Annotated in this window: 26 protein-coding genes and 1 tRNA gene; 19 read left to right on the top strand and 8 right to left on the bottom strand. The window is 69.8% G+C overall.

All coding sequences use genetic code 11. The features are described 5' to 3' along the window. Nucleotides 1-62 precede the first annotated feature (62 nt). Nucleotides 63-695 (bottom strand): biotin transporter BioY, encoded by a 633-nt coding sequence (locus FS770_RS00120; protein WP_055086228.1) that lies wholly within the window; start codon nt 693-695, stop codon nt 63-65. 230 nt (nt 696-925) lie between these two features. Between FS770_RS00120 and abc-f the strand changes: the two genes are divergently transcribed. Continuing rightward, nucleotides 926-2,524 carry a ribosomal protection-like ABC-F family protein gene (gene abc-f / locus FS770_RS00115; protein WP_055086230.1) on the top strand — a complete coding sequence of 533 codons (1,599 nt, stop codon included), beginning with the start codon at nt 926-928 and terminating at the stop codon, nt 2,522-2,524. Between the two features lie 158 nt (nt 2,525-2,682). On the opposite strand, the gene FS770_RS00110 is transcribed toward abc-f, so the two are convergent. The 4 genes from FS770_RS00110 to FS770_RS00095 are packed head-to-tail and all read right to left on the bottom strand — an operon-like array spanning nt 2,683 to nt 5,651. Further along, a complete protein-coding gene (locus tag FS770_RS00110) occupies nt 2,683-3,792 on the bottom strand; it encodes an alcohol dehydrogenase catalytic domain-containing protein (protein ID WP_094394000.1) in 1,110 nt (369 codons plus the stop codon). 57 nt (nt 3,793-3,849) lie between these two features. Continuing rightward, entirely contained in the window at nt 3,850-4,824 is a 975-nt protein-coding gene (locus FS770_RS00105; protein ID WP_145009168.1) for an SURF1 family cytochrome oxidase biogenesis protein, read from the bottom strand. Continuing rightward, a complete protein-coding gene (locus FS770_RS13935; RefSeq protein ID WP_145009166.1) occupies nt 4,824-5,219 on the bottom strand; it encodes a hypothetical protein in 396 nt (131 codons plus the stop codon). Before FS770_RS13935 ends, FS770_RS00105 begins: the two co-directional genes overlap by 1 nt. A gap of 48 nt (nt 5,220-5,267) precedes the next feature. Next, nucleotides 5,268-5,651 carry a DUF3099 domain-containing protein gene (locus tag FS770_RS00095; RefSeq protein ID WP_244944649.1) on the bottom strand — a complete coding sequence of 128 codons (384 nt, stop codon included), beginning with the start codon at nt 5,649-5,651 and terminating at the stop codon, nt 5,268-5,270. A gap of 255 nt (nt 5,652-5,906) precedes the next feature. Between FS770_RS00095 and fabG the strand changes: the two genes are divergently transcribed. From fabG to FS770_RS00075, 4 genes are all read left to right on the top strand, one after another. Continuing rightward, a complete protein-coding gene (gene fabG, locus FS770_RS00090; RefSeq protein WP_094393993.1) occupies nt 5,907-6,632 on the top strand; it encodes a 3-oxoacyl-ACP reductase FabG in 726 nt (241 codons plus the stop codon). 45 nt (nt 6,633-6,677) lie between these two features. Beyond that, nucleotides 6,678-7,433: an SDR family oxidoreductase gene (locus FS770_RS00085; RefSeq protein ID WP_145009164.1), complete on the top strand. Its 756-nt coding sequence runs from the start codon at nt 6,678-6,680 to the stop codon at nt 7,431-7,433. Nucleotides 7,434-7,599: 166 nt separating this feature from the next. After that, nucleotides 7,600-7,685 (top strand) — tRNA-Leu (locus FS770_RS00080). 88 nt (nt 7,686-7,773) lie between these two features. Then, complete coding sequence (locus tag FS770_RS00075; protein WP_145009162.1) at nt 7,774-8,862, top strand: tyrosine-type recombinase/integrase; 1,089 nt, start codon at nt 7,774-7,776, stop codon at nt 8,860-8,862. On the opposite strand, the gene FS770_RS00070 is transcribed toward FS770_RS00075, so the two are convergent. The 3 genes from FS770_RS00070 to FS770_RS00060 form a co-directional block, all read right to left on the bottom strand. After that, entirely contained in the window at nt 8,859-9,245 is a 387-nt protein-coding gene (locus tag FS770_RS00070) for an ImmA/IrrE family metallo-endopeptidase (RefSeq protein WP_145009160.1), read from the bottom strand. The two genes, FS770_RS00075 and FS770_RS00070, sit on opposite strands and share 4 nt — an antisense overlap. Before the next feature lie 95 nt (nt 9,246-9,340). Next, a complete protein-coding gene (locus FS770_RS00065; RefSeq protein WP_145009158.1) occupies nt 9,341-9,925 on the bottom strand; it encodes a hypothetical protein in 585 nt (194 codons plus the stop codon). A 120-nt stretch (nt 9,926-10,045) separates the two neighbouring features. Further along, complete coding sequence (locus FS770_RS00060; protein ID WP_145009156.1) at nt 10,046-10,678, bottom strand: hypothetical protein; 633 nt, start codon at nt 10,676-10,678, stop codon at nt 10,046-10,048. 283 nt (nt 10,679-10,961) lie between these two features. Here FS770_RS00060 and FS770_RS00055 point away from each other — a divergent pair, with 283 nt between their 5' ends. The 14 genes from FS770_RS00055 (at nt 10,962) to FS770_RS00005 (ending at nt 17,080) form a co-directional block, all read left to right on the top strand. Then, nucleotides 10,962-11,216 (top strand): helix-turn-helix domain-containing protein, encoded by a 255-nt coding sequence (locus FS770_RS00055; protein WP_145010265.1) that lies wholly within the window; start codon nt 10,962-10,964, stop codon nt 11,214-11,216. After that, nucleotides 11,213-11,992, top strand: coding sequence for a phage antirepressor KilAC domain-containing protein (locus FS770_RS00050; protein ID WP_186366651.1), 780 nt, complete (start codon nt 11,213-11,215; stop codon nt 11,990-11,992). Before FS770_RS00055 ends, FS770_RS00050 begins: the two co-directional genes overlap by 4 nt. Continuing rightward, nucleotides 11,989-12,384, top strand: a complete 396-nt coding sequence (locus FS770_RS00045) for a hypothetical protein (RefSeq protein ID WP_145009152.1) — start codon at nt 11,989-11,991, stop codon at nt 12,382-12,384. Before FS770_RS00050 ends, FS770_RS00045 begins: the two co-directional genes overlap by 4 nt. After that, nucleotides 12,381-12,695, top strand: coding sequence for a hypothetical protein (locus FS770_RS00040; RefSeq protein WP_145009150.1), 315 nt, complete (start codon nt 12,381-12,383; stop codon nt 12,693-12,695). The genes FS770_RS00045 and FS770_RS00040 overlap by 4 nt, the downstream gene beginning before the upstream one ends. A gap of 337 nt (nt 12,696-13,032) precedes the next feature. Then, nucleotides 13,033-13,188 carry a hypothetical protein gene (locus FS770_RS13640; RefSeq protein WP_186366650.1) on the top strand — a complete coding sequence of 52 codons (156 nt, stop codon included), beginning with the start codon at nt 13,033-13,035 and terminating at the stop codon, nt 13,186-13,188. Beyond that, nucleotides 13,181-13,657, top strand: a complete 477-nt coding sequence (locus FS770_RS00035) for a hypothetical protein (RefSeq protein WP_145009148.1) — start codon at nt 13,181-13,183, stop codon at nt 13,655-13,657. The genes FS770_RS13640 and FS770_RS00035 overlap by 8 nt, the downstream gene beginning before the upstream one ends. Beyond that, complete coding sequence (locus FS770_RS13635; RefSeq protein ID WP_186366649.1) at nt 13,651-13,806, top strand: hypothetical protein; 156 nt, start codon at nt 13,651-13,653, stop codon at nt 13,804-13,806. Before FS770_RS00035 ends, FS770_RS13635 begins: the two co-directional genes overlap by 7 nt. Next, nucleotides 13,803-14,498: a hypothetical protein gene (locus FS770_RS00030; protein WP_145009146.1), complete on the top strand. Its 696-nt coding sequence runs from the start codon at nt 13,803-13,805 to the stop codon at nt 14,496-14,498. The genes FS770_RS13635 and FS770_RS00030 overlap by 4 nt, the downstream gene beginning before the upstream one ends. Further along, on the top strand, nt 14,498-15,091 hold the full coding sequence (locus tag FS770_RS00025; RefSeq protein WP_145009144.1) for a single-stranded DNA-binding protein: 594 nt from the start codon (nt 14,498-14,500) through the stop codon (nt 15,089-15,091). Before FS770_RS00030 ends, FS770_RS00025 begins: the two co-directional genes overlap by 1 nt. Continuing rightward, the gene (locus FS770_RS00020) at nt 15,091-15,414 is read left to right on the top strand and encodes a hypothetical protein (RefSeq protein ID WP_145009142.1); all 324 of its coding nucleotides are present in this window, start codon (nt 15,091-15,093) and stop codon (nt 15,412-15,414) included. Before FS770_RS00025 ends, FS770_RS00020 begins: the two co-directional genes overlap by 1 nt. Next, nucleotides 15,411-15,698: a hypothetical protein gene (locus FS770_RS00015; RefSeq protein ID WP_145009140.1), complete on the top strand. Its 288-nt coding sequence runs from the start codon at nt 15,411-15,413 to the stop codon at nt 15,696-15,698. The genes FS770_RS00020 and FS770_RS00015 overlap by 4 nt, the downstream gene beginning before the upstream one ends. 11 nt (nt 15,699-15,709) lie before the next feature. Then, the gene (locus FS770_RS13630) at nt 15,710-15,871 is read left to right on the top strand and encodes a hypothetical protein (RefSeq protein WP_186366648.1); all 162 of its coding nucleotides are present in this window, start codon (nt 15,710-15,712) and stop codon (nt 15,869-15,871) included. Further along, a complete protein-coding gene (locus FS770_RS00010) occupies nt 15,871-16,335 on the top strand; it encodes a hypothetical protein (protein ID WP_145009138.1) in 465 nt (154 codons plus the stop codon). The genes FS770_RS13630 and FS770_RS00010 overlap by 1 nt, the downstream gene beginning before the upstream one ends. A 340-nt stretch (nt 16,336-16,675) precedes the next feature. Next, complete coding sequence (locus FS770_RS00005; protein ID WP_145009135.1) at nt 16,676-17,080, top strand: hypothetical protein; 405 nt, start codon at nt 16,676-16,678, stop codon at nt 17,078-17,080. Nucleotides 17,081-17,203 lie beyond the last annotated feature (123 nt).

Genomic DNA, 17,203 nt, shown 5'->3' with positions numbered 1-17,203 from the left:
TCCCCGTGCGGCGTCTCCCCGCCCGGCTGCTGGGATGGGGCGGCACGCGGCTCGTCAGCCACTCAGAGAACCGCCCCGGCCATGCGGGGGAACGCGCGGTGCACCGCCACGGCGATCAGTGCGGCGACAACCACCTTGACGATGTCCCCGGGGACGAAGGCGAGGTCCGTGACAACGGCTGCCCCGAGTCCGAGCCCCGCGTTGATCATCAGGCCCGCGGTGCCCACCACGTGGGAGAGCACGAGACCGGCGAGGCCCGCGCCGATCAGTTTGACGGTGAGACCCCCGCGCCGTTCCGGAGCCACGGAGGTGGCGCCGTCGCGTCGTCGTACCCGCTCACCGCGCACGCTGCGGTGGGCGAGCGCGCCAACGAGCGCGGCCGCGAACGGGAAGGAGAGCAGGTACCCGGCGGAGGGTCCGGCCAGCACTGCCGGTCCGCCAACGAATCCGGCAAAGACCGGCACGCCCAGCAGACCCACCACCACGTAGAGCAGCAGCGCCAGGAAACCGCGCCAGCCTCCCAGGATCATGCCCGTGAGGAACACGGCGAGCGTCTGCAGCGTGATGGGCACACCGACGGCACCCACGGGTATCGCCGGCGCCAGTGCCAGCACGCACGTCAGGGCGGCGAACACGGCAATGTTGGCGAGGTCGAAGGACGTGAGGGAGCGGGTTTCCCGCGCGGGAGAAGTCATGGCAGGCAGTCTAGTTGTCGCCTCGCGCGCGGCGGCGCCATGGGGCGGGGACGACGCCGCGGCGCCGATTTGCGGCCCCGGGTAGACTGGGCAGTGCCCCGGATCCACGGGGTTTCTGTCTGCCCCGGGAGGCCCGCACCCCGTGACCGTGTCACGGGCCCGCGCAGCGCACGAGCGCACCGGCCCGGGAGCAGCCCCGAGCGAGACCGCCCACGAAAGGCCCTGCACCCTTGATCACCGTCACGAACCTCGAACTGCGCGCCGGAGCACGCCTGCTCATGGACGAGGTGAGCTTCCGGGTGGACAAGGGCGACAAGGTGGGCCTGGTGGGCCGCAACGGAGCCGGGAAGACCACCATGACCAAGGTGCTGGCCGGGCTCACGCTGCCCGCCGCCGGCGAGGTCACGCGTTCCGGGTCCATCGGCTACCTGCCGCAGGACCCCAAGGTGGACGACATGGACCAGCTGGCCCGGGACCGCATCCTCTCCGCGCGCAACCTCGCCGGCGTGATCTCCCGGCTGCGCCGCACCGAGGAGGAGATGGCCTCGGAGGACGAGACCGTGCGCGCCAAGGCGATGCGCCGCTACGACCGGCTGGAGTCCGAGTTCCTCGCGGGCGGCGGCTACGCGGCGGAGTCCGAGGCCGCCACGATCACGAACAACCTGAATCTTCCCGGCCGTGTGCTGGACCAGCCGCTGCACACGCTCTCCGGCGGCCAGCGCCGCCGCGTGGAGCTCGCGCGGATCCTGTTCTCGGACGCGGACACCATGCTCCTGGACGAGCCCACCAACCACCTGGACCACGACTCCATCGTGTGGCTGCGCGAGTTCCTGCGCGGCTTCCAGGGCGGGCTGCTGATGATCTCCCACGACGTGGAGCTCATGGAGATGGTCGTGAACAAGGTGCTCTACCTGGACGCCAACCGCTGCGTGGTGGACGTCTACAACATGACGTGGAAGAACTACCTGCAGCAGCGCGAGCAGGACCAGGCCCGGCGAAAGCGCGAGCGCGCGAACGCCGAGAAGAAGGCTGGCGTGCTGATGGACCAGGCCAACAAGATGCGCGCGAAGGCCACCAAGGCCTCCGCCGCCCAGCAGATGATCCGCCGCGCCGAGCGGCTCATGGCGGGCATCGAGGGCGAGCGCGTGCAGGACAAGGTGGCCGCAATCCGCTTCCCCAAGCCGGCGGACTGCGGCAAGACCCCCCTGACCGCACAGGGGCTGTCCAAGTCCTACGGGTCCCTGGAGATCTTCACGGACGTGGACCTCGCGATCGACCGCGGCTCCCGAGTGGTGGTCTTGGGCCTCAACGGCGCAGGCAAGACCACCCTGCTGCGGATGCTCGCCGGGCAGTCCGAGCCGGACACCGGTGAGGTGATCCCCGGCCACGGCCTGAAGCTCGGGTACTTCGCCCAGGAGCACGACACCCTGGACACGGACCGCACCGTGCTGGAGAACATGAAGTCCGCCGCACCGGACCTCGCAGACACCCAGGTCCGCACGATCCTCGGCTCCTTTCTGTTCCAGGGCGACGACGTCGACAAGCCCGCCGGGGTGCTCTCCGGCGGCGAGAAGACGCGCCTGGCGCTGGCCACCCTGGTGGCGTCGTCGGCGAACGTGCTCCTGCTCGACGAGCCCACCAACAACCTTGACCCGGCGTCGCGCCGCGAGATCCTCAACGCGCTGCGCACCTACGAGGGCGCCGTGGTCCTGGTCTCCCACGACGAAGGCGCGGTGGAGGCCCTTGAGCCCGAGCGCGTAGTCATGCTCCCGGACGGCGTGGAGGACCTGTGGAGTCAGGAGTACCAGGACCTCATCAGCCTGGCCTGATCCCCGGGGCACCGACGACGCCGCGGGGCCGCGCGGGTGCTCAGTCCCGCGGCGCGGCGTGGCCGTGACAGTGCAACGCGCCGGTCCACCCCGAGGCTGGGGACAGGACTCCGCTCGTCGCCCTGGTGGGGCCGTGGTGGTGCGCGTGTCCGCGGGCGTCAGTCCTCGAAGAGGATGACCTGACGCACCGCGCGGCCGTCCGCGAGCTGGTCGAAACTCTCGTTGATGTCCGCGAGGGCCACCCGCTCGGTGATCAGCTCCTCGATGGGAAGCCTGCCAGCGCGCCACAGGTCCAGGTAGACGGGGATGTCCCGCGACGGCACGGCGGAGCCCAGGTAGGAGCCCACGATGGTCCGCGCCTCGGCGGTGAGTCCGAGCGGGGCGATGGTGGAGCGCGCATCGGGGGAGGGCAGGCCCACGGTGACCGTGGTTCCGCCCGGAGCGGTGGCCGCCACGGCGCTCTCGAAGGCGCGGGGGTGCCCGGCGGCCTCGACGACCACGTCCGCGCGCACACCGTTGTCGGCGAGCTCGTCGGGGGTGTACACGGCAGAGGCGCCCAGCTCCCTGGCCCTCGCGAGCTTCTCGGGGTTGGCGTCCACGCCGATCACGGGGCCCTTCTGCAAGGACAGCGCAGTTAGGAGGGCGGCCATGCCCACTCCGCCGAGCCCCACGACGATGACCGTGTCCCCGTCCGAGGGGCGCCCCGCGTTGAGCACGGCCCCGCCACCCGTGAGCACGGCGCACCCCACCACGGCAGCGATCTCCGGGGGCACGTCGGCACCCACTGGTACCACCGACTGGCGGCTCACCACGGCGTGGGACGCGAAACCGGAGACCCCCAGATGGTGGTGGACGTCCTGCCCGTCGCGGTGCAGCCGCAGGGTGGAGCCGGGCAGCAGCCCGGCGTTGTTGGTCTCGGTGCCCGGGGTGCAGGGCAGCTTCCCGTTGGTGGCGCAGTTGGCGCAGTCCTCGCAGCGCGGCAGGAACACGGTGGTGACCTGGTCCCCGGGGGAGACGTCCGTGACGCCCTCGCCCACCTGCTCCACGACGCCGGACGCCTCGTGGCCGAGCACCATGGGCAGGGGGCGGGGCCGGTTGCCGTCCACCACGGAGAGGTCCGAGTGGCACACCCCGGCCGCGCGGATCCGCACGAGCAGCTCGCCCGGTCCCGGCTCGTCCAGTTCCAGCTCCTGCACGGACAGCGGGCGGGACTCGGCGAACGGCCGGGGCACCCCGATCTCGTCCAGCACGGCAGCTCTGATCTTCACGGCGACTCCTTCGTCACGGGTGGGCCGGCGCGGGCGGGCGGTGCCGCTCCGGGCCGGTTACTGGCGGTGCTGCGTCTCGAGGGCGTCCAGCAGGGCGTCCTCCTCGTACTCGTCCGTGATGCCCGTGGTGGCCCGCGTGCGCTTGGGGCGGTACAGGGACTTCAGGTGCGCGGGCATGTCGTCGGCCATCTGCAGCTGGCGGATCACCAGGTCCTCGTCCATCTCGCCGATGTAGTTGCCCTCGGCGTCGTAGTAGCGGGCGAGCCGGCGCTCGACCTCGGCCGCGTAGGCACGGTCCCACTCCTCGTTCTTCACGTGCTGGCGCGCCGAGTAGCCGTAGGCCACGAACACGAGCACCGCGAACGCGTACCACTGCAGCGAGTAGGACAGGTGCGGGCCATAGGAGACTTCCGGGCGCTCGGGCGCCTGCGGGGTGGCGGCCGCGGCGGGCTCCTCGGAGACGAGCTCACCGTAGCCTCCGGTGGCGAGGTCCCCGCCCCAGCGGGAGGACAGCTCGGGCAAGTCGATCGAGGCCACCTGACCGTCCGGCGCCCCGCGGTCCAGCGCGCCCTCGGAGGGGCGCAGCCTGGCGGTGACCGTCACGGTGCCGCTCGGGGGAGCGGGAACTGTCGAGGGCATTCCGTTCGCGGAGTCGTCCGTGGGGATCCAGCCCCGGTCAACGGCCACCACTGTGCCCTCCGTGGTGCGGAACGGGACGAGCACGTCGTAGCCCACCCGACCGTCGTGGGGCCGGTTGCGCACCAGCACGGTGTCCTGGGCCAGGTAGCTGCCGCGCAGCTGCACGGGGTGCCACGTGCGGGAGTCGTCGTAGTCCTCGAACAGGGGCAGGCCCGTCCCGGAGTTGTACGCGGCGGCGTCGTAGTTCTCAGTGATCTTCGCGTTCTCGGCCACCAGGTGGTCGTTGCGGGACATCTGCCACTGGGCGAGGTACAGGCACAGCGCGGCCGCTACGCACGTGAGGGCGAACCAGCCGAGCCACGTGCTCGAGCGCAGGAACGAGTACTTGCGCATCAGCGACCGCCCTGCGCTGAGGTCGGGTCGGTGCCGGGACCCGGGGAGCCGACGTCGCCGCGCCCTGCGGGTGCTTTGCGCAACCCGGGCGTCTCTCGCGGCCCGAGCGCCGGGGCGTCGTCACGGCCTTCCTGGAACCGCTCCACGGACTTGAGGAAACCGCGCTGTCCCAGGAAGTCTGTCAGGTGCTCGCGGTGCTCGTCGCACGCGAGCCAGGCCTTGCGGCGCTCGGGCGTGTGCACCCGCGGGTTGTTCCACAGCAGGGCCCACCGGGCGGGGGACTGGCAGCCGCGGCGCGAGCACACCGCACCCGGGGCGCTCTCCGCGGGCCGAGGGGGTGCCGCGTCTGCCGCTGGGTGTTGGGGGTCGAGTGAACCGAGGAGATCGAATTCCACCGTGTGCGTGTCCTCCCGAGGTGACGGTGTGGGGGTCGTGCGGGGCGCTCAGTTGCGGCGCGTGGCCGTGTGGGGCGGGCGGGGCAGCTCCGGGCGGGGGCTGTGGACGGTGTACTCCGCGTCCACCACCACGTTCTCCGGATCCGGTGCCCGTTCGCACGCCTCCGCGGCGGTGGGCAGCTCGGTGCGCTGCGGCGGGGCGTACGCCGAGCCGGCGCGCTGCGAGCGGTCCGCGCCCTTGTTGGCGAGCATCACCGCGAACCAGGGCAGCAGCGCGGCGCCCAGCAGCAGCACGATGCGCGCCACCAGGTTGTCGATGAGCACCATTCCGATGATGCACACCACCCGCAGGCCCATCTGGATGGAGTACACCTTCATGCGCTGGCTCATGTCCGAGGTGTGCGGATCCGCCGCCGTGGTGATGGAGTGCACCTCGGTGGAGCCGTTCGTCTGCGGGTGGGAGCGTGTGATGGTGAACGTCCTTCGGCGAGTTCGTCCGCGGGGCCTGCCCCGGCGCACCCGGAGCAGCCGGGAGCGTGCTGACCATTCTCTCACCGTTGCGGTGCGCCCCCAAGTGCGCGCCACCTGGGAGAGCGTCGCAGGTGAGAGGGCGGTTAGGATGCTGGAGGTTCTGATCCACGGTCGCGGTGGGAGCACGGCGACCACCCGTCCACGGAAGGCTTCCCCATGACCGAACAGACCTCGACCGCGCGCACCGTGCTCGTCACGGGAGGCAACCGCGGCATCGGCCGTGCCATCGCCGAGGCCTTCGTGGCCGCCGGCGACAACGTGGTGGTCACGTCCCGTTCGGGAGGCGACGGTCCCGACGGCGCACACACCGTCCGCGCGGACGTCACCGACTCCGCCTCGGTGGACGCCGCGTTCAAGGAGATCGAGGCGCAGTTCGGCCCCGTGGAGGTCCTCGTGGCCAACGCGGGCGTCACCAAGGACGCGCTGCTCGTGCGCATGAAGGAAGCGGACTTCCAGGACGTGATCGACACCAACCTCACCGGCGCGTTCCGCGTGGTGCAGCGAGCCACCAAGGGGTTCATGCGTCTGAAGCGCGGCCGCGTGGTGTTCATCTCCTCCGTGGTGGGCTACACCGGTGCCCCCGGCCAGGTGAACTACGCCTCGTCCAAGGCCGGGCTGGTGGGCATGGCGCGCGCGATCACCCGGGAGCTCGGCTCCCGCGGTGTCACGGCCAACGTGGTGGCGCCCGGCTACATCGACACCGCCATGACGCAGGAGCTGCCGGAGGAGGTCAAGGAGAACTACCGCTCCATGATCCCCGTGAACCGTTTCGGCCACGCCTCCGAGGTCGCCGCGGCCGTGACGTACTTGGTGTCCGAGGGGGCCGCGTACGTGTCCGGCGCTATCATCCCCGTAGACGGCGGGCTGGGCGTGGGGCACTGACGCCCCTCCCGGTCCACAGAAGTTTCCCCTCGAAGGAGTAAGCGCATGAGCTCAGTGGCAGGCAAGACCGTGATCATCACCGGATCCTCGCGCGGGGTCGGCGCGGACACTGCAAAGATCCTCGCGGGCGAGGGCGCCAACGTGGTGATCAACTTCCGGCAGAAGGCGCCGCGCGCCAACAAGGTGGTCAAGGAGATCACGGAGGCCGGCGGCCGGGCCGTTGCCGTCCAGGCGGACATCACCGATCCCGAGTCCCGCGCCAACCTGTTCCAGGCGGCCACGGACGAGTTCGGCGGTCTGGACGTGCTGGTCCTCAACGCCTCCGGCGGCATGGAGACGGACCTCGGCGAGGACTACGCGCTGAAGCTCAACAGGGACGCGCAGAACGACGCCCTCACGGACGCCCTCGAACTGCTGCCGCGCAGTGGCCGCGTGGTGTTCGTCACGAGCCACCAGGCGCACTTCATCAACCAGGTGGAGACGATGCCCGAGTACGACGCCGTGGCCCGCTCCAAGCGAGCGGGGGAGGACACTCTCACCGCCCGCGTCCCCGAACTCGCAGAGAAGGGCGTGGACCTCGTGGTTGTCTCCGCGGACATGATCGAGGGCACCGTCACCGCCACCCTGCTCAACCGCGCCCGCCCCGGAGCCCTGGACGAGCGTCGTGAAGCGGCCGGAAAGCTGTACACGGTCAACGAATTCGCGCAGGAGATCGCGAAGATGGTCACCGCGGACGTCGAGAACGGGCACGTGGAGCTCGTGGGCGGCGCCGAGGACTTCCTGGCGAAGGCGGGCAAGTAGCCGCTTGTCGCGTTTCGCCCCCACCCGCGGGCGACGCCGCTCGGCAGGATCTGGGCGCTGTCGCCCGCGCTCGGTTCGAACGGGCCGGGCAACTGTGGTAGGTTTCTTGTCGTTGCCCAGGGCCACGGAGGTTTTCGAGAGAAGACCGAAACGCCCTGCGACACCTGCGCGGGTGGCGGAATAGGCAGACGCGCTAGCTTGAGGTGCTAGTCCTCGTATTAGAGGGTGGGGGTTCAAGTCCCCCCTCGCGCACAGTAAGGCCCCTAGTCAGGGGCAGGAGAAAGGCCCCGGTGTTGACACCGGGGCCTTTCTCGTTGACACAGACCCTACGATTCAGGACATGGCCAGCATCCGAGAGCGCACCCGCAAGGACGGCACCACCTCCTGGGCGGTCCTGTGGCGCGACGCCGACACCGGCAAGCAAACCTCCCGCACACTGGCCACCCGCGCCGACGCCCAGTCCCTCACGGACTTCCTCAACGCCAACGGCCAGTCCTTCGTGCTCGCTGCCCAGGCCGCATCCAAGATGCGCTCCACCGCCCCGCCTGTGGCCACGGTCGTCTCCGAGCACATCGAGGGCCTCACCGGCGTCTCGGCTGGCACCCGGGAGAAGTACCGCAGGATCGCGGCCCGCCACATCACCCCCACACTCGGCGCAGTCCCGGTGGACACGCTCACCCGCACGGACGTCAACAGGTGGGTCAACGCGATGACCGTGGCCGCGAAGACGAAGAAGAACGTGCACTCCCTGCTCTCGGCCGCGCTCACCGAGGCCACCTCCCGCGGACTGGTGGACGCCAACGTCGCCAAGGGCGTGAAGCTCCCCACGGGGGAGGCCCGCCGCGAGCCCGTCTTCCTCACCGCCGAGGAGCTGGACCTGATCGTGGCCACGATCCCCGAGGCCCGACACAAGCTGCTCGTGGAGTTCCTCGCCGGCACGGGCCTGCGCTGGTCCGAAGCCACCGCCCTGCAGGTGGCAGACCTGGATCTAGCCCAGGAGCACGGCGTGGTGGCCGTCTCCAGGGCTTGGAAGCGCGCGGGCGGGGAATGGGTCACCGGGGCGCCCAAGACCGCCAGAGGCCGCCGCAGCGTCGTTCTCCCCAAAACCCTCACCGCCCAGCTGCGCGAACACATCGCCGACAAGACCCCCGCCGACCTCGTGTTCCCCTCCCGTGAAGGCCCCCTGCACAACGTCGTCTTCCACCGCCTCGTCTGGGAACCCGCCATGCGCGCGCTCGCCGGCCAGCTCCGCGCCCGTCCGCGCGTCCACGACCTGCGCCACACCCACGCCTCCCGGCTCATCGCCGCCGGCGTCCCGCTCACGGTCATCCAGCGGCGCCTGGGCCACGAGTCCATCAAGACGACCTCCGACACCTACGGCCATCTCGCAGCCGACGCCGACGTCGCCGCAGCCGCGGCCCTGGACTAGCCCGCCGCGCCCCGCAGCTCCTCGAGCTCCTCCGCGCTCGCGTGCTGCAGGCGGTCGGCGAGCACACGCTCCGTCACGCCGAGTTCGTGGGCGAGGTGCCAGGGGCTCAGCTGGGACCCGGCATGCGTGGTGATGGCCGCCCAGGGGACAAGCAGGCGCGCGGTGTCCGCGCGTACGCGGTCCTCGACGGCAGGCGGCTGGTGTTGGTCGTGGCCGCGGCTCATGTGGATGAGCTCGTGCGTGAGTGTGCAGTACGCCTCGACGTCGGTCAGGTGTGCGTCCAGCCAGATGCGCCGGCCGTCGGTGTATCCGCTGAGGTGCCGCAGGGGGATGCGGGTGACCTCGATGCCGCGCTCATGCGTGATTGCCCAGGGATCGAACATGCGTTCGAATGTAGTTGTGGGCGGGGACACGCATAAGGCGGGGCCCGGGATGACCCGGGCCCCGCCTCGCGTGTAGTGCTGGTGGTGTGTTCTGGTTACGGCGTGTCCGTGCAGGTGGCGATGGAGTAGGCACCCGTCGCGGACTTCTCCTGGACTGTCTTGCCGTCGCGCGTGAGCTTGCAGGTCACCTTGGCGTCGGAGGCGCCGGACTTGTCCTGCACGGTGACGGTGAAGAAGTCCGTGGTCTTGGCGGTCACGGTCTCGGTCCAGGTCGTGCCCATCTCGGCGGTGCTCATGGATCCGCCGGCACCGTAGGAGGCGGTGGCCGACTCCGATGCTGTGGCGTCGACCTGCAGCTGGTCCTTCCCGCTCGCGGCCCCGTCGCTGCTCCCGCCCTCGGCTGACTCGCTCGGCGCGCTGGACTGGATGGAGTCGTTCACCGACTTCGCCGCCCCACCGATCAGCGCGGCGCAACCGGCGAAGAGCAGGATCAGCAGGAGGACGATGGCGCCCACGATCCACGGCCACTTCTTCCGCTTCTTCTTCGGCGGCTCCTGGTAGTAGCTCTGCTGGCCGTAGGGCTGGCCGCCCTGCTGCTGGTAGCCCTGCTGGCCACCATCCTGCGGGCGGTGGTTCTCGGGTTGACCCTCGGGGCCCGGGCCGTTGACGGGGGTGCTCATGTGGTTCTCCCTGGTGTGACGTGCGCGGTGGATCGCTCATGCGATAGCAAACGAGTGCGTGCGCATAAACCTACCGGGACATGGACCCGCCGTTGTCATCCGTCACAACGTGTCGCGGGATCAGGCCCCGCCGTCCCACCCACCGCCAGCGTCTGGTGCCTCGGCGGCATCATCCTGCGCCTCACGCATCGATCGGCCCACGCTCGGCGAGTCATCCGCCGCCACCGCGAGCTCACGATCTACCGGAGCCGGCCGCGTGCGACGCCTGGCCGCGAGGCCGTCTTCTGCCGGGCTCACCCCGGCGCGGTTCATGGGGGACGGTTGCGTCGGCTGCGCGCCGCTCGCTTCCGCCCGCGGTTCCTGCTCTTGGCCCTCGGTGTCGTGCTCATGGGTTTCTGCTCCTTCAGTGGCTGCGCGGATCACGTGCAGGATGGCGTCCTGCATCCTCGGATCCAGCGTCGAGACGGTGGCTGGCAGGCGAACCTCGAATGGGCTACGGGTCTCGCGAACGTCGATGCCGAACGATGCCGCGTAGGCCAGCACCACCGTCCGCTCGGGGACGTCCAGAGCGATCGACAGGGCTTTCACCATGTCCGCGCTCTTGGGCCACCCCTTGGGGCGGTTGTTCGCAAGATCCGACAGCTGCTGCTTCGTGAGACCAAGACCTGCACTCTGCGCTCGCTGGGCGAGGGCTTCGTAGGAGAGGTCGCTGGCCGCCTTCTGGGCCTTCACGAGTTCGCTGATCGTCTGCACGGATCCAATATCTCCACTGCCGGGGGAGCGGTCTAGCGGGCCGCAACACATACCGTCTACCACTGATTGACGCCCCCACCCTATCTAGGCGGCTACTAGAAAAACGTCACCGGAGGGGCGTGCCGCGCTATAACGGCGCGGATTGGGGGTGTCCCGCCCTCTTGCACCGTCTACCAGTAGGCACTACTGTGTCCATCAGTAGTTGACAGATATACGCCTACTAGGAGACACTCAGATGCACAAGGTGACGAGACTGAAGCACCGTTGGCCGAAAGGAACTTGGATGCGACTCAAGAGCGCAGACACCTTGCGGGCATTGATGGATCAGGACGGGTTCTCCCACGGTCGACTCGCGCGCTACGCCGGATGCAGCAAGGGGTTCATCTCCCATCTGCTGGCCGGCCGCCGCAGCTCATGCACTCCCGAGCTCGGAGCTCGTATTGCGGAGGCGCTGAACGTACCCGTCAAGGTCCTTTTCGACGTCCACAAGTCCACCAGCAGCAGTACGAACGACATTCACGAGAGGACAGCAGCATGAGCCAGGAACTCACTTCGTTCGCCTACGACGGGCAGACAGTGCGCGTGATCGATGTCGCCGGCGAGCCCTGGTTCGTGGCCCGTGACATCGCGACTGTCCTCGGCGCGCGCACGTCCTCTGACATCAGCCGCATGGCGGACTCCGAGGACAAGGGGTCGCACCGAGTGCGAACCCTTGGCGGCGAGCAGAGCATGCAGGTTCTCAACGAGTCCGGCCTGTTCACGGTGCTGATCCGGAGCAACGCACCCATGGCCAAGCCGTTTCGTAGGTGGGTTACTGCCGAGGTGCTTCCGCAGATCCGGAAGACGGGCACCTACACCGTCGGCCAGACCCCGCAGTTGCCGAAGACCCAGGACGAGCTGGTGCTCGAGGCGATGCAGATCCTCAGCACCCGGGTGCAGGAGGCGCAGGCGAAGGTCCTCGAGCTCACGCCGAAGGCCAACGCCTGGGACGAGTTCCTCTCCGCTGAGGGCGACGTCTCCGTCAACGAGGCAAGCAAGGCCCTCTCGCGCAAGACCGCGTGGGAGATCGGCGAGAACGGCCTGTGGGACCTGCTCTTCACCGCGAAGTGGCTCTACCGCGACGGACGGGGCCGCCCCCGCGCGTACCAGTCCCAGGTCCACCGCGGTCGTCTCGCTGAGCGCGGCCAAACCTTCCGCGACCCACACACCGGAGCTCTTCGCCACGCCACCCCGCAGGTCCGCATCCAGTCCAAGGGCCTCGAGGACCTCCGCCGGCTTCTCGCCGAGCAGCACGAAAGGAAGGCCATCGCATGATGAAGGATCCCGAGCTCTCGTACTTCGAGAACCTCAACCGCTCCGGCAACCCGTTCGATGACCTCCTCGCGGAGGACGAGTCCCGTGTGCTGGGCCGCAGCCTGGCCGTGCTGTTGGACCTCGAGCACTCCTGGGAGGTCCTGGCCACTGCGGCCCGCGACGCCTCCACCATCCTCAACGGCGAAGGAATCCAGCCCATCGTCTGGCAGGACCGCACCCCCGAGGAACGCGACGACTTCCTGATCACCACGCGTGAGGCGCTCTACATGACCGTCGCCATGATCGGCGACGCGAACCCCGCCGCCCGCGCCGGCCTCCGCCGCATCATCGCCACCGCGGCCACCGCCGACTCCTTCCAGCGCCTCATCACCGGGCAAGGGGCAGAACGATGAGCACCCCCACGGACTTCACCGGCTGGCTGCCATCGGAGGTGGCCGAGATGACCCGGGGCCTGTACTCGGAGTCGGAGCTTAAGCGCATGGCCGGCCGAGGCGAGATCGCTCACCACCGCGGCGCCCGCGGCAAGGTCATCTTCTTCCGCGACGACGTCCGCGCCTTGCTGCGCCACACCGCGGTGCACCCTGCCCAGGCCGAGAAGACCACCCAGGCGCCCGCGACCGCGGAATTCACCGCGCCGGTGGTATCCCCGTTCCGCACGACGTCGCGCTCGCGTGCGGCGCACAACGAGAAGGCGGCGTCATGAGCACGGCACGCAAGGTCAGCTACGAGCAGGTCACGTACACGGATCTGCGTTCGGATTCCTTCCGGGAGGTGGTGGGTCTTGTCCGGCACACGGATACCCGCTCTCGGCGGGTGGCAGTGGGGATGTTCGTCCAGCGCTGCCTGTCTCAACCGGTGCGCAACAGCGCCCCGTTTGAGATCGCGTGGGGGAACTCGGGGTCAGCCCCAGCACAAGTGCTCTTGGGGGGCATATGTGCCGGCGACCTCGAGTTCGCCCCCGCCACTTTCGATCAGGCCCATGCGGCCGCAGACCACGACGTCGACCGCCCGGTCGTTGTCGGACATGCAAGGGGAGACCAATGAGCACCATCCTCAACACGCTGTGCGCAATCATCCCGGACCCGCTCGAGGCGTGGCTGGCCGGTGGCGGGAACATGACCGTTCTGGTCCTCGGCCTGGTCGGCCTGGGCCTGTACACCTGGGTGCGCCCGGCCGGGGGTGAGCGTCGTGGTTGAGACGACCCTGTCCCGCCGCCTGGCTGCGTTCGCTGACGCGGTGACCACGGCGATGACGGGCGCTACCGCGGTCATGCAGGCCCGCGAGGTGGAGCAACAGGCACGGGCCTCCCGTGCGCGGCGTCGCGACCTGGACCGTCCCCGGGTGCACGTGCACAAGGGCGGGGCGAACCTGTTCAGCAGGCTCCCGCAGGGCGACCCCCGCAACCTGATGCCCGCAGGCGGGCGGCTGTCCCAGGACAGCTGGCACGTGTGGACCCTGCAGCCCGAGGCCGCAACCGAGGGCATCACGGGATCCTTCGTCGGGTCCTTCGACACGTGGGACGAGGCCATGCTCGTCGCCCACCACGTTGCCGAGCACGGACGTGTCCCGGCCCAGTGGGTCGCCAACGTCTCCGACCTGATCGAGGGCCTGCTCGACGAGACCACCGAGGACGTTTTCTGCGGGGTGGGTGAGGTCCCATGCTGACTGCGCCCACCATCCTCCTTGTCGTGCTCCCCGGGTGCATCGCCGTCATCGCCGCGGGTGCCCTCGGCGCGCACTGGTCCGCGGCCCAGCGCGCCCGCCAGCAGCGCGACCTCCTCGCACGCATGCAGGGCCGGGGTGATCGCTCATGAGCGGGTACGTGTACCGCGGCGCCCGCCCCGAAGCCCAGACAGCGCTGACCCAGCGCAACCAGGCCCTGGCCGCTGAACTGGAGACCGCGCGCAAGCGCATCGCCACGCTCAGCTCCACAGTCGGCAAGATCTCCGAGGCCCGGGACAAGGCCCGCGCAGAAGTGCGCGACGCTACCCGGCAGCTGGAGGAGGCCCGCGCCGAAGCCACCGTCGCGGCGTCGTCCGCCCCGTCCCAGGACGTGGCGGTCCACCGGGCCCGCGTTCGCTCGCTCCTGGTCGCTGTACGCATCGAACGCGACGAAGCCGTACGCGCTACCCAGAGCCAAGCGGCCGAGCGTTCCCGCCGCACTCACGCCGAGGCCGAGCTCGCCCGTGCGGAGGACACCCTCGCCCAGCTGCGCGCCGAAGTCGCCGAGGACCACCACGCCCGGGCGAAGAACGTCATCACCGAATCCACCACCGCCCGCGAGAACACCCGCCTCACCCACCGCGTCACCGAACTCCAGGGAGCGCTCACCGACTGCCAGCAGATGCACACCGAGGCGCTCGCGGAACGTGACCGGGCGCTGGCAGAGGCGCTGACCATGCAGGCGGTCCTGGACGAGACGTACACGAACATCAACGGTGCTCTGCCGTCCATGTGGGCGGTCCGCCGGCACCACAACGAGATCAAGAAGAAGGAGGTCGCCTGATGTCTGGCGAGACTCTCATCACCGTGATCGGGAACCTGACCGCGGATCCTGAGCTGCGCTTCACCCCGTCTGGTGCCGCCGTGGCCAACTTCACCGTGGCCTCGACCCCGCGGGCGTTCGACCGGCAAGCCAACGAGTGGAAGGACCAGGAGACGCTGTTCATGCGCTGCACCCTGTGGCGTGACGCCGCGGAGAACCTGGCGGACTCGCTGGCCAAGGGCACCCGGGTGATCGTCACCGGTCGCCTCAAGGCCCGCTCCTACGAGACCCGCGAGGGCGACCGCCGGACCTCCATCGAACTCGAGGTGGAGGAGGTGGGCCCGTCGCTGAAGTACGCGACCGCCAAGGTGCAGCGCACCACGAAGGGCTCGGGGAACTCTTCACAGAACTTCGGCAGCGGCCAGGGCGGCGGGTACGCCCCCGCCGGCGGGTATGGCGCAGGGCAGGGCCAGGGCTTCAACAGCCCCCAGAGCCGCCAGCCCGGTCCCGGCACCCAGCAGGGCGGCAGCGCGTGGGACGTCGCCACCCCGCCCGCACAGGACGCCTTCGACGGCACGCCCGCCGACGGTGACGAGCAGGAACCCCCGTTCTGATGGACACCCGACAGCCGTACACGGCCACCTTCCGCGTCTACTTCCACCGCGCCGGCCACGTCCGCGACATCGCCTGCGAGGTCGACCTCGACATCAACCCGTCGCTCGCTGACCCGGACGACGTCATGCCGGCCCTGCACACCGCAGTCGCCCCGTGGCTGATCCAGCAGGCCCCCGGGATGCGCGGCCAGGACCTCGAGCTCATCCAGGAGCGCGTGGACCCGCCCGCCGGGTTCATGCGCATCAACGGCGGCCTCTACGGCGGCGGCACCTGGGAGCAGATCAGCGCGACACTCACCACACCCACACAGGAGACGGCATGAGCACGACCACCACCCCCGCACCCAGCACGGCCCAGATCCTCGCCAACCCGACCGCGTACCCGCCCCCGCCGCCGGACCCGTGGTGGCGGTTCACCGGCCGCGCCGTCGAGCACAAGACCGGCCAAGCCCCGGGCTTCTACCCCTGGGCCCGCGTGCACTCCATCAGCGTCGCCGCCCCGGACGAAACCGCAGCCACCCGCCGCGCCCGCGCACTGCTCGGAGAACCCACCCGCCACGACCACTGGCACATCGAATGGACGGACGTCACCCGATGCAAAAACTGACCCCACGCCCCATGCCCAACAGCCAGTGGGAGGACTACCTGAACGCGCTCCGCCGCCTCACCTCCCAACCCCACACAGACGGCATGGTCGAGCTCTGCCGCACCCGCTACGGAGCCACCCCAGCCGAGACCACCGCCGCGCTCGCGGCGATCCGAGACACCGAGGAGACCTGATGAGCCCGCTCATCTACACCCGCCACTGCTGCGACCCGGCCAAGGATCCCGAGGTCTCGGCCATGAGTGACGAGTACCTGGAGGGCGCCACATGGCAGTGCCCCGAGTGTGACGCCTACTGGGAGGCCGAGGCGGGCCAGAGGTACGCCGCCGGTACAAGGGTCCGTAACCTCACCTGGACGTGCACGGGCCGCCCCCGCGAGCAGGCCCACGTCCGCGAGGTCGAAGCCGCTCTCGAAGGCGCGGCCACGGCCACCGCGTCCGCCCCCACGGTGACGCCGCGCATGGTGCAGATCGTGCTCGACACCATCACGGCACACGAGGAGATAGTGGCGCGTGACGGCATCTTCTACTGCGAAAAGTGTGACGCTGCGCTCGTGCACGGGCTCACCCTCGCGGCGCACGCCCTCAACGCCGGCGCCGCCGTCCTCGAAAACGAGCTCGCGGCGGGGGAGCAGCGATGAGCGCCCGGCGGATGGAGCGCGTCGAAGCCTTGGCTCAGGTCATTGTGGACTTGGCCCCCGGTGTGGCCCGCATCTGCGTCGACGTCGCACATCTGGTGGACATGGCGAGGCCGATGGTGCGTGAAGCCTGGCAGACGAGCGAGTCCCCAGCGGGGGCGCCCGCTCGGCACTGGGTTCCCCGGACACTGGACAGCTGGCCCATCGCCGATAAGCACCTCCGTGACCATGCGTGGGCGGACAGCAGCGGCCTGGTCTGGCGGTGGGAACAGAGACTGCACTGCTGGAACCGCGGGGATGTGATCGCGCCGACTCCCGGGGACGGCCCATGGACGCGTGTCCCATGAGCGCCTACACACCCCGCCCGGGGGAGCGCGCCGTGCTCCACACCGCCAGCACGGGCCAGCTGTGGCTACTGGTCATGAACCCGATCGGGAAGTGGCAGCACATCGGCGCATTCGACCCGGATGGACCCCACGTCTCCTGGTACCCGCACGTCACCTACGAGGAGGACTGGTGCCGGTCCCGGCCCACGGACCACGCCACCCAGGAGTGGGCGTGGAACCTGCTCGACTTCGCGAGGAACCGAGCGCGCCTCGGGTACTCCCTCGCCGACCTGGCAACCCACGAGGTGACCGTGATGCCGCAGGCGCCGCGCCATGTCCTGCAGCTGGGACCACTGGACCGGCCCGCCGAGACCACACCCGCCCACCAGCCCGCGGAGACGGAGGAACTGTGCCTGTTCTGATCACCCACCGCGCTCGCCGCGCCACGAAGGAGGCGCTGTGATCGTCCCCGTCCTCCTAGCTGTACTGACCGGGGACGTTGATCAATCGTGAGAAGGGCGGTTGGTTGCCGCACGCCGTGTGGG

This window comes from Kocuria salsicia, from assembly GCF_007681555.1.
GTDB classification, from domain to species: domain Bacteria; phylum Actinomycetota; class Actinomycetes; order Actinomycetales; family Micrococcaceae; genus Kocuria; species Kocuria salsicia.
This window is presented reverse-complemented; position numbering and strand designations above follow the sequence as displayed.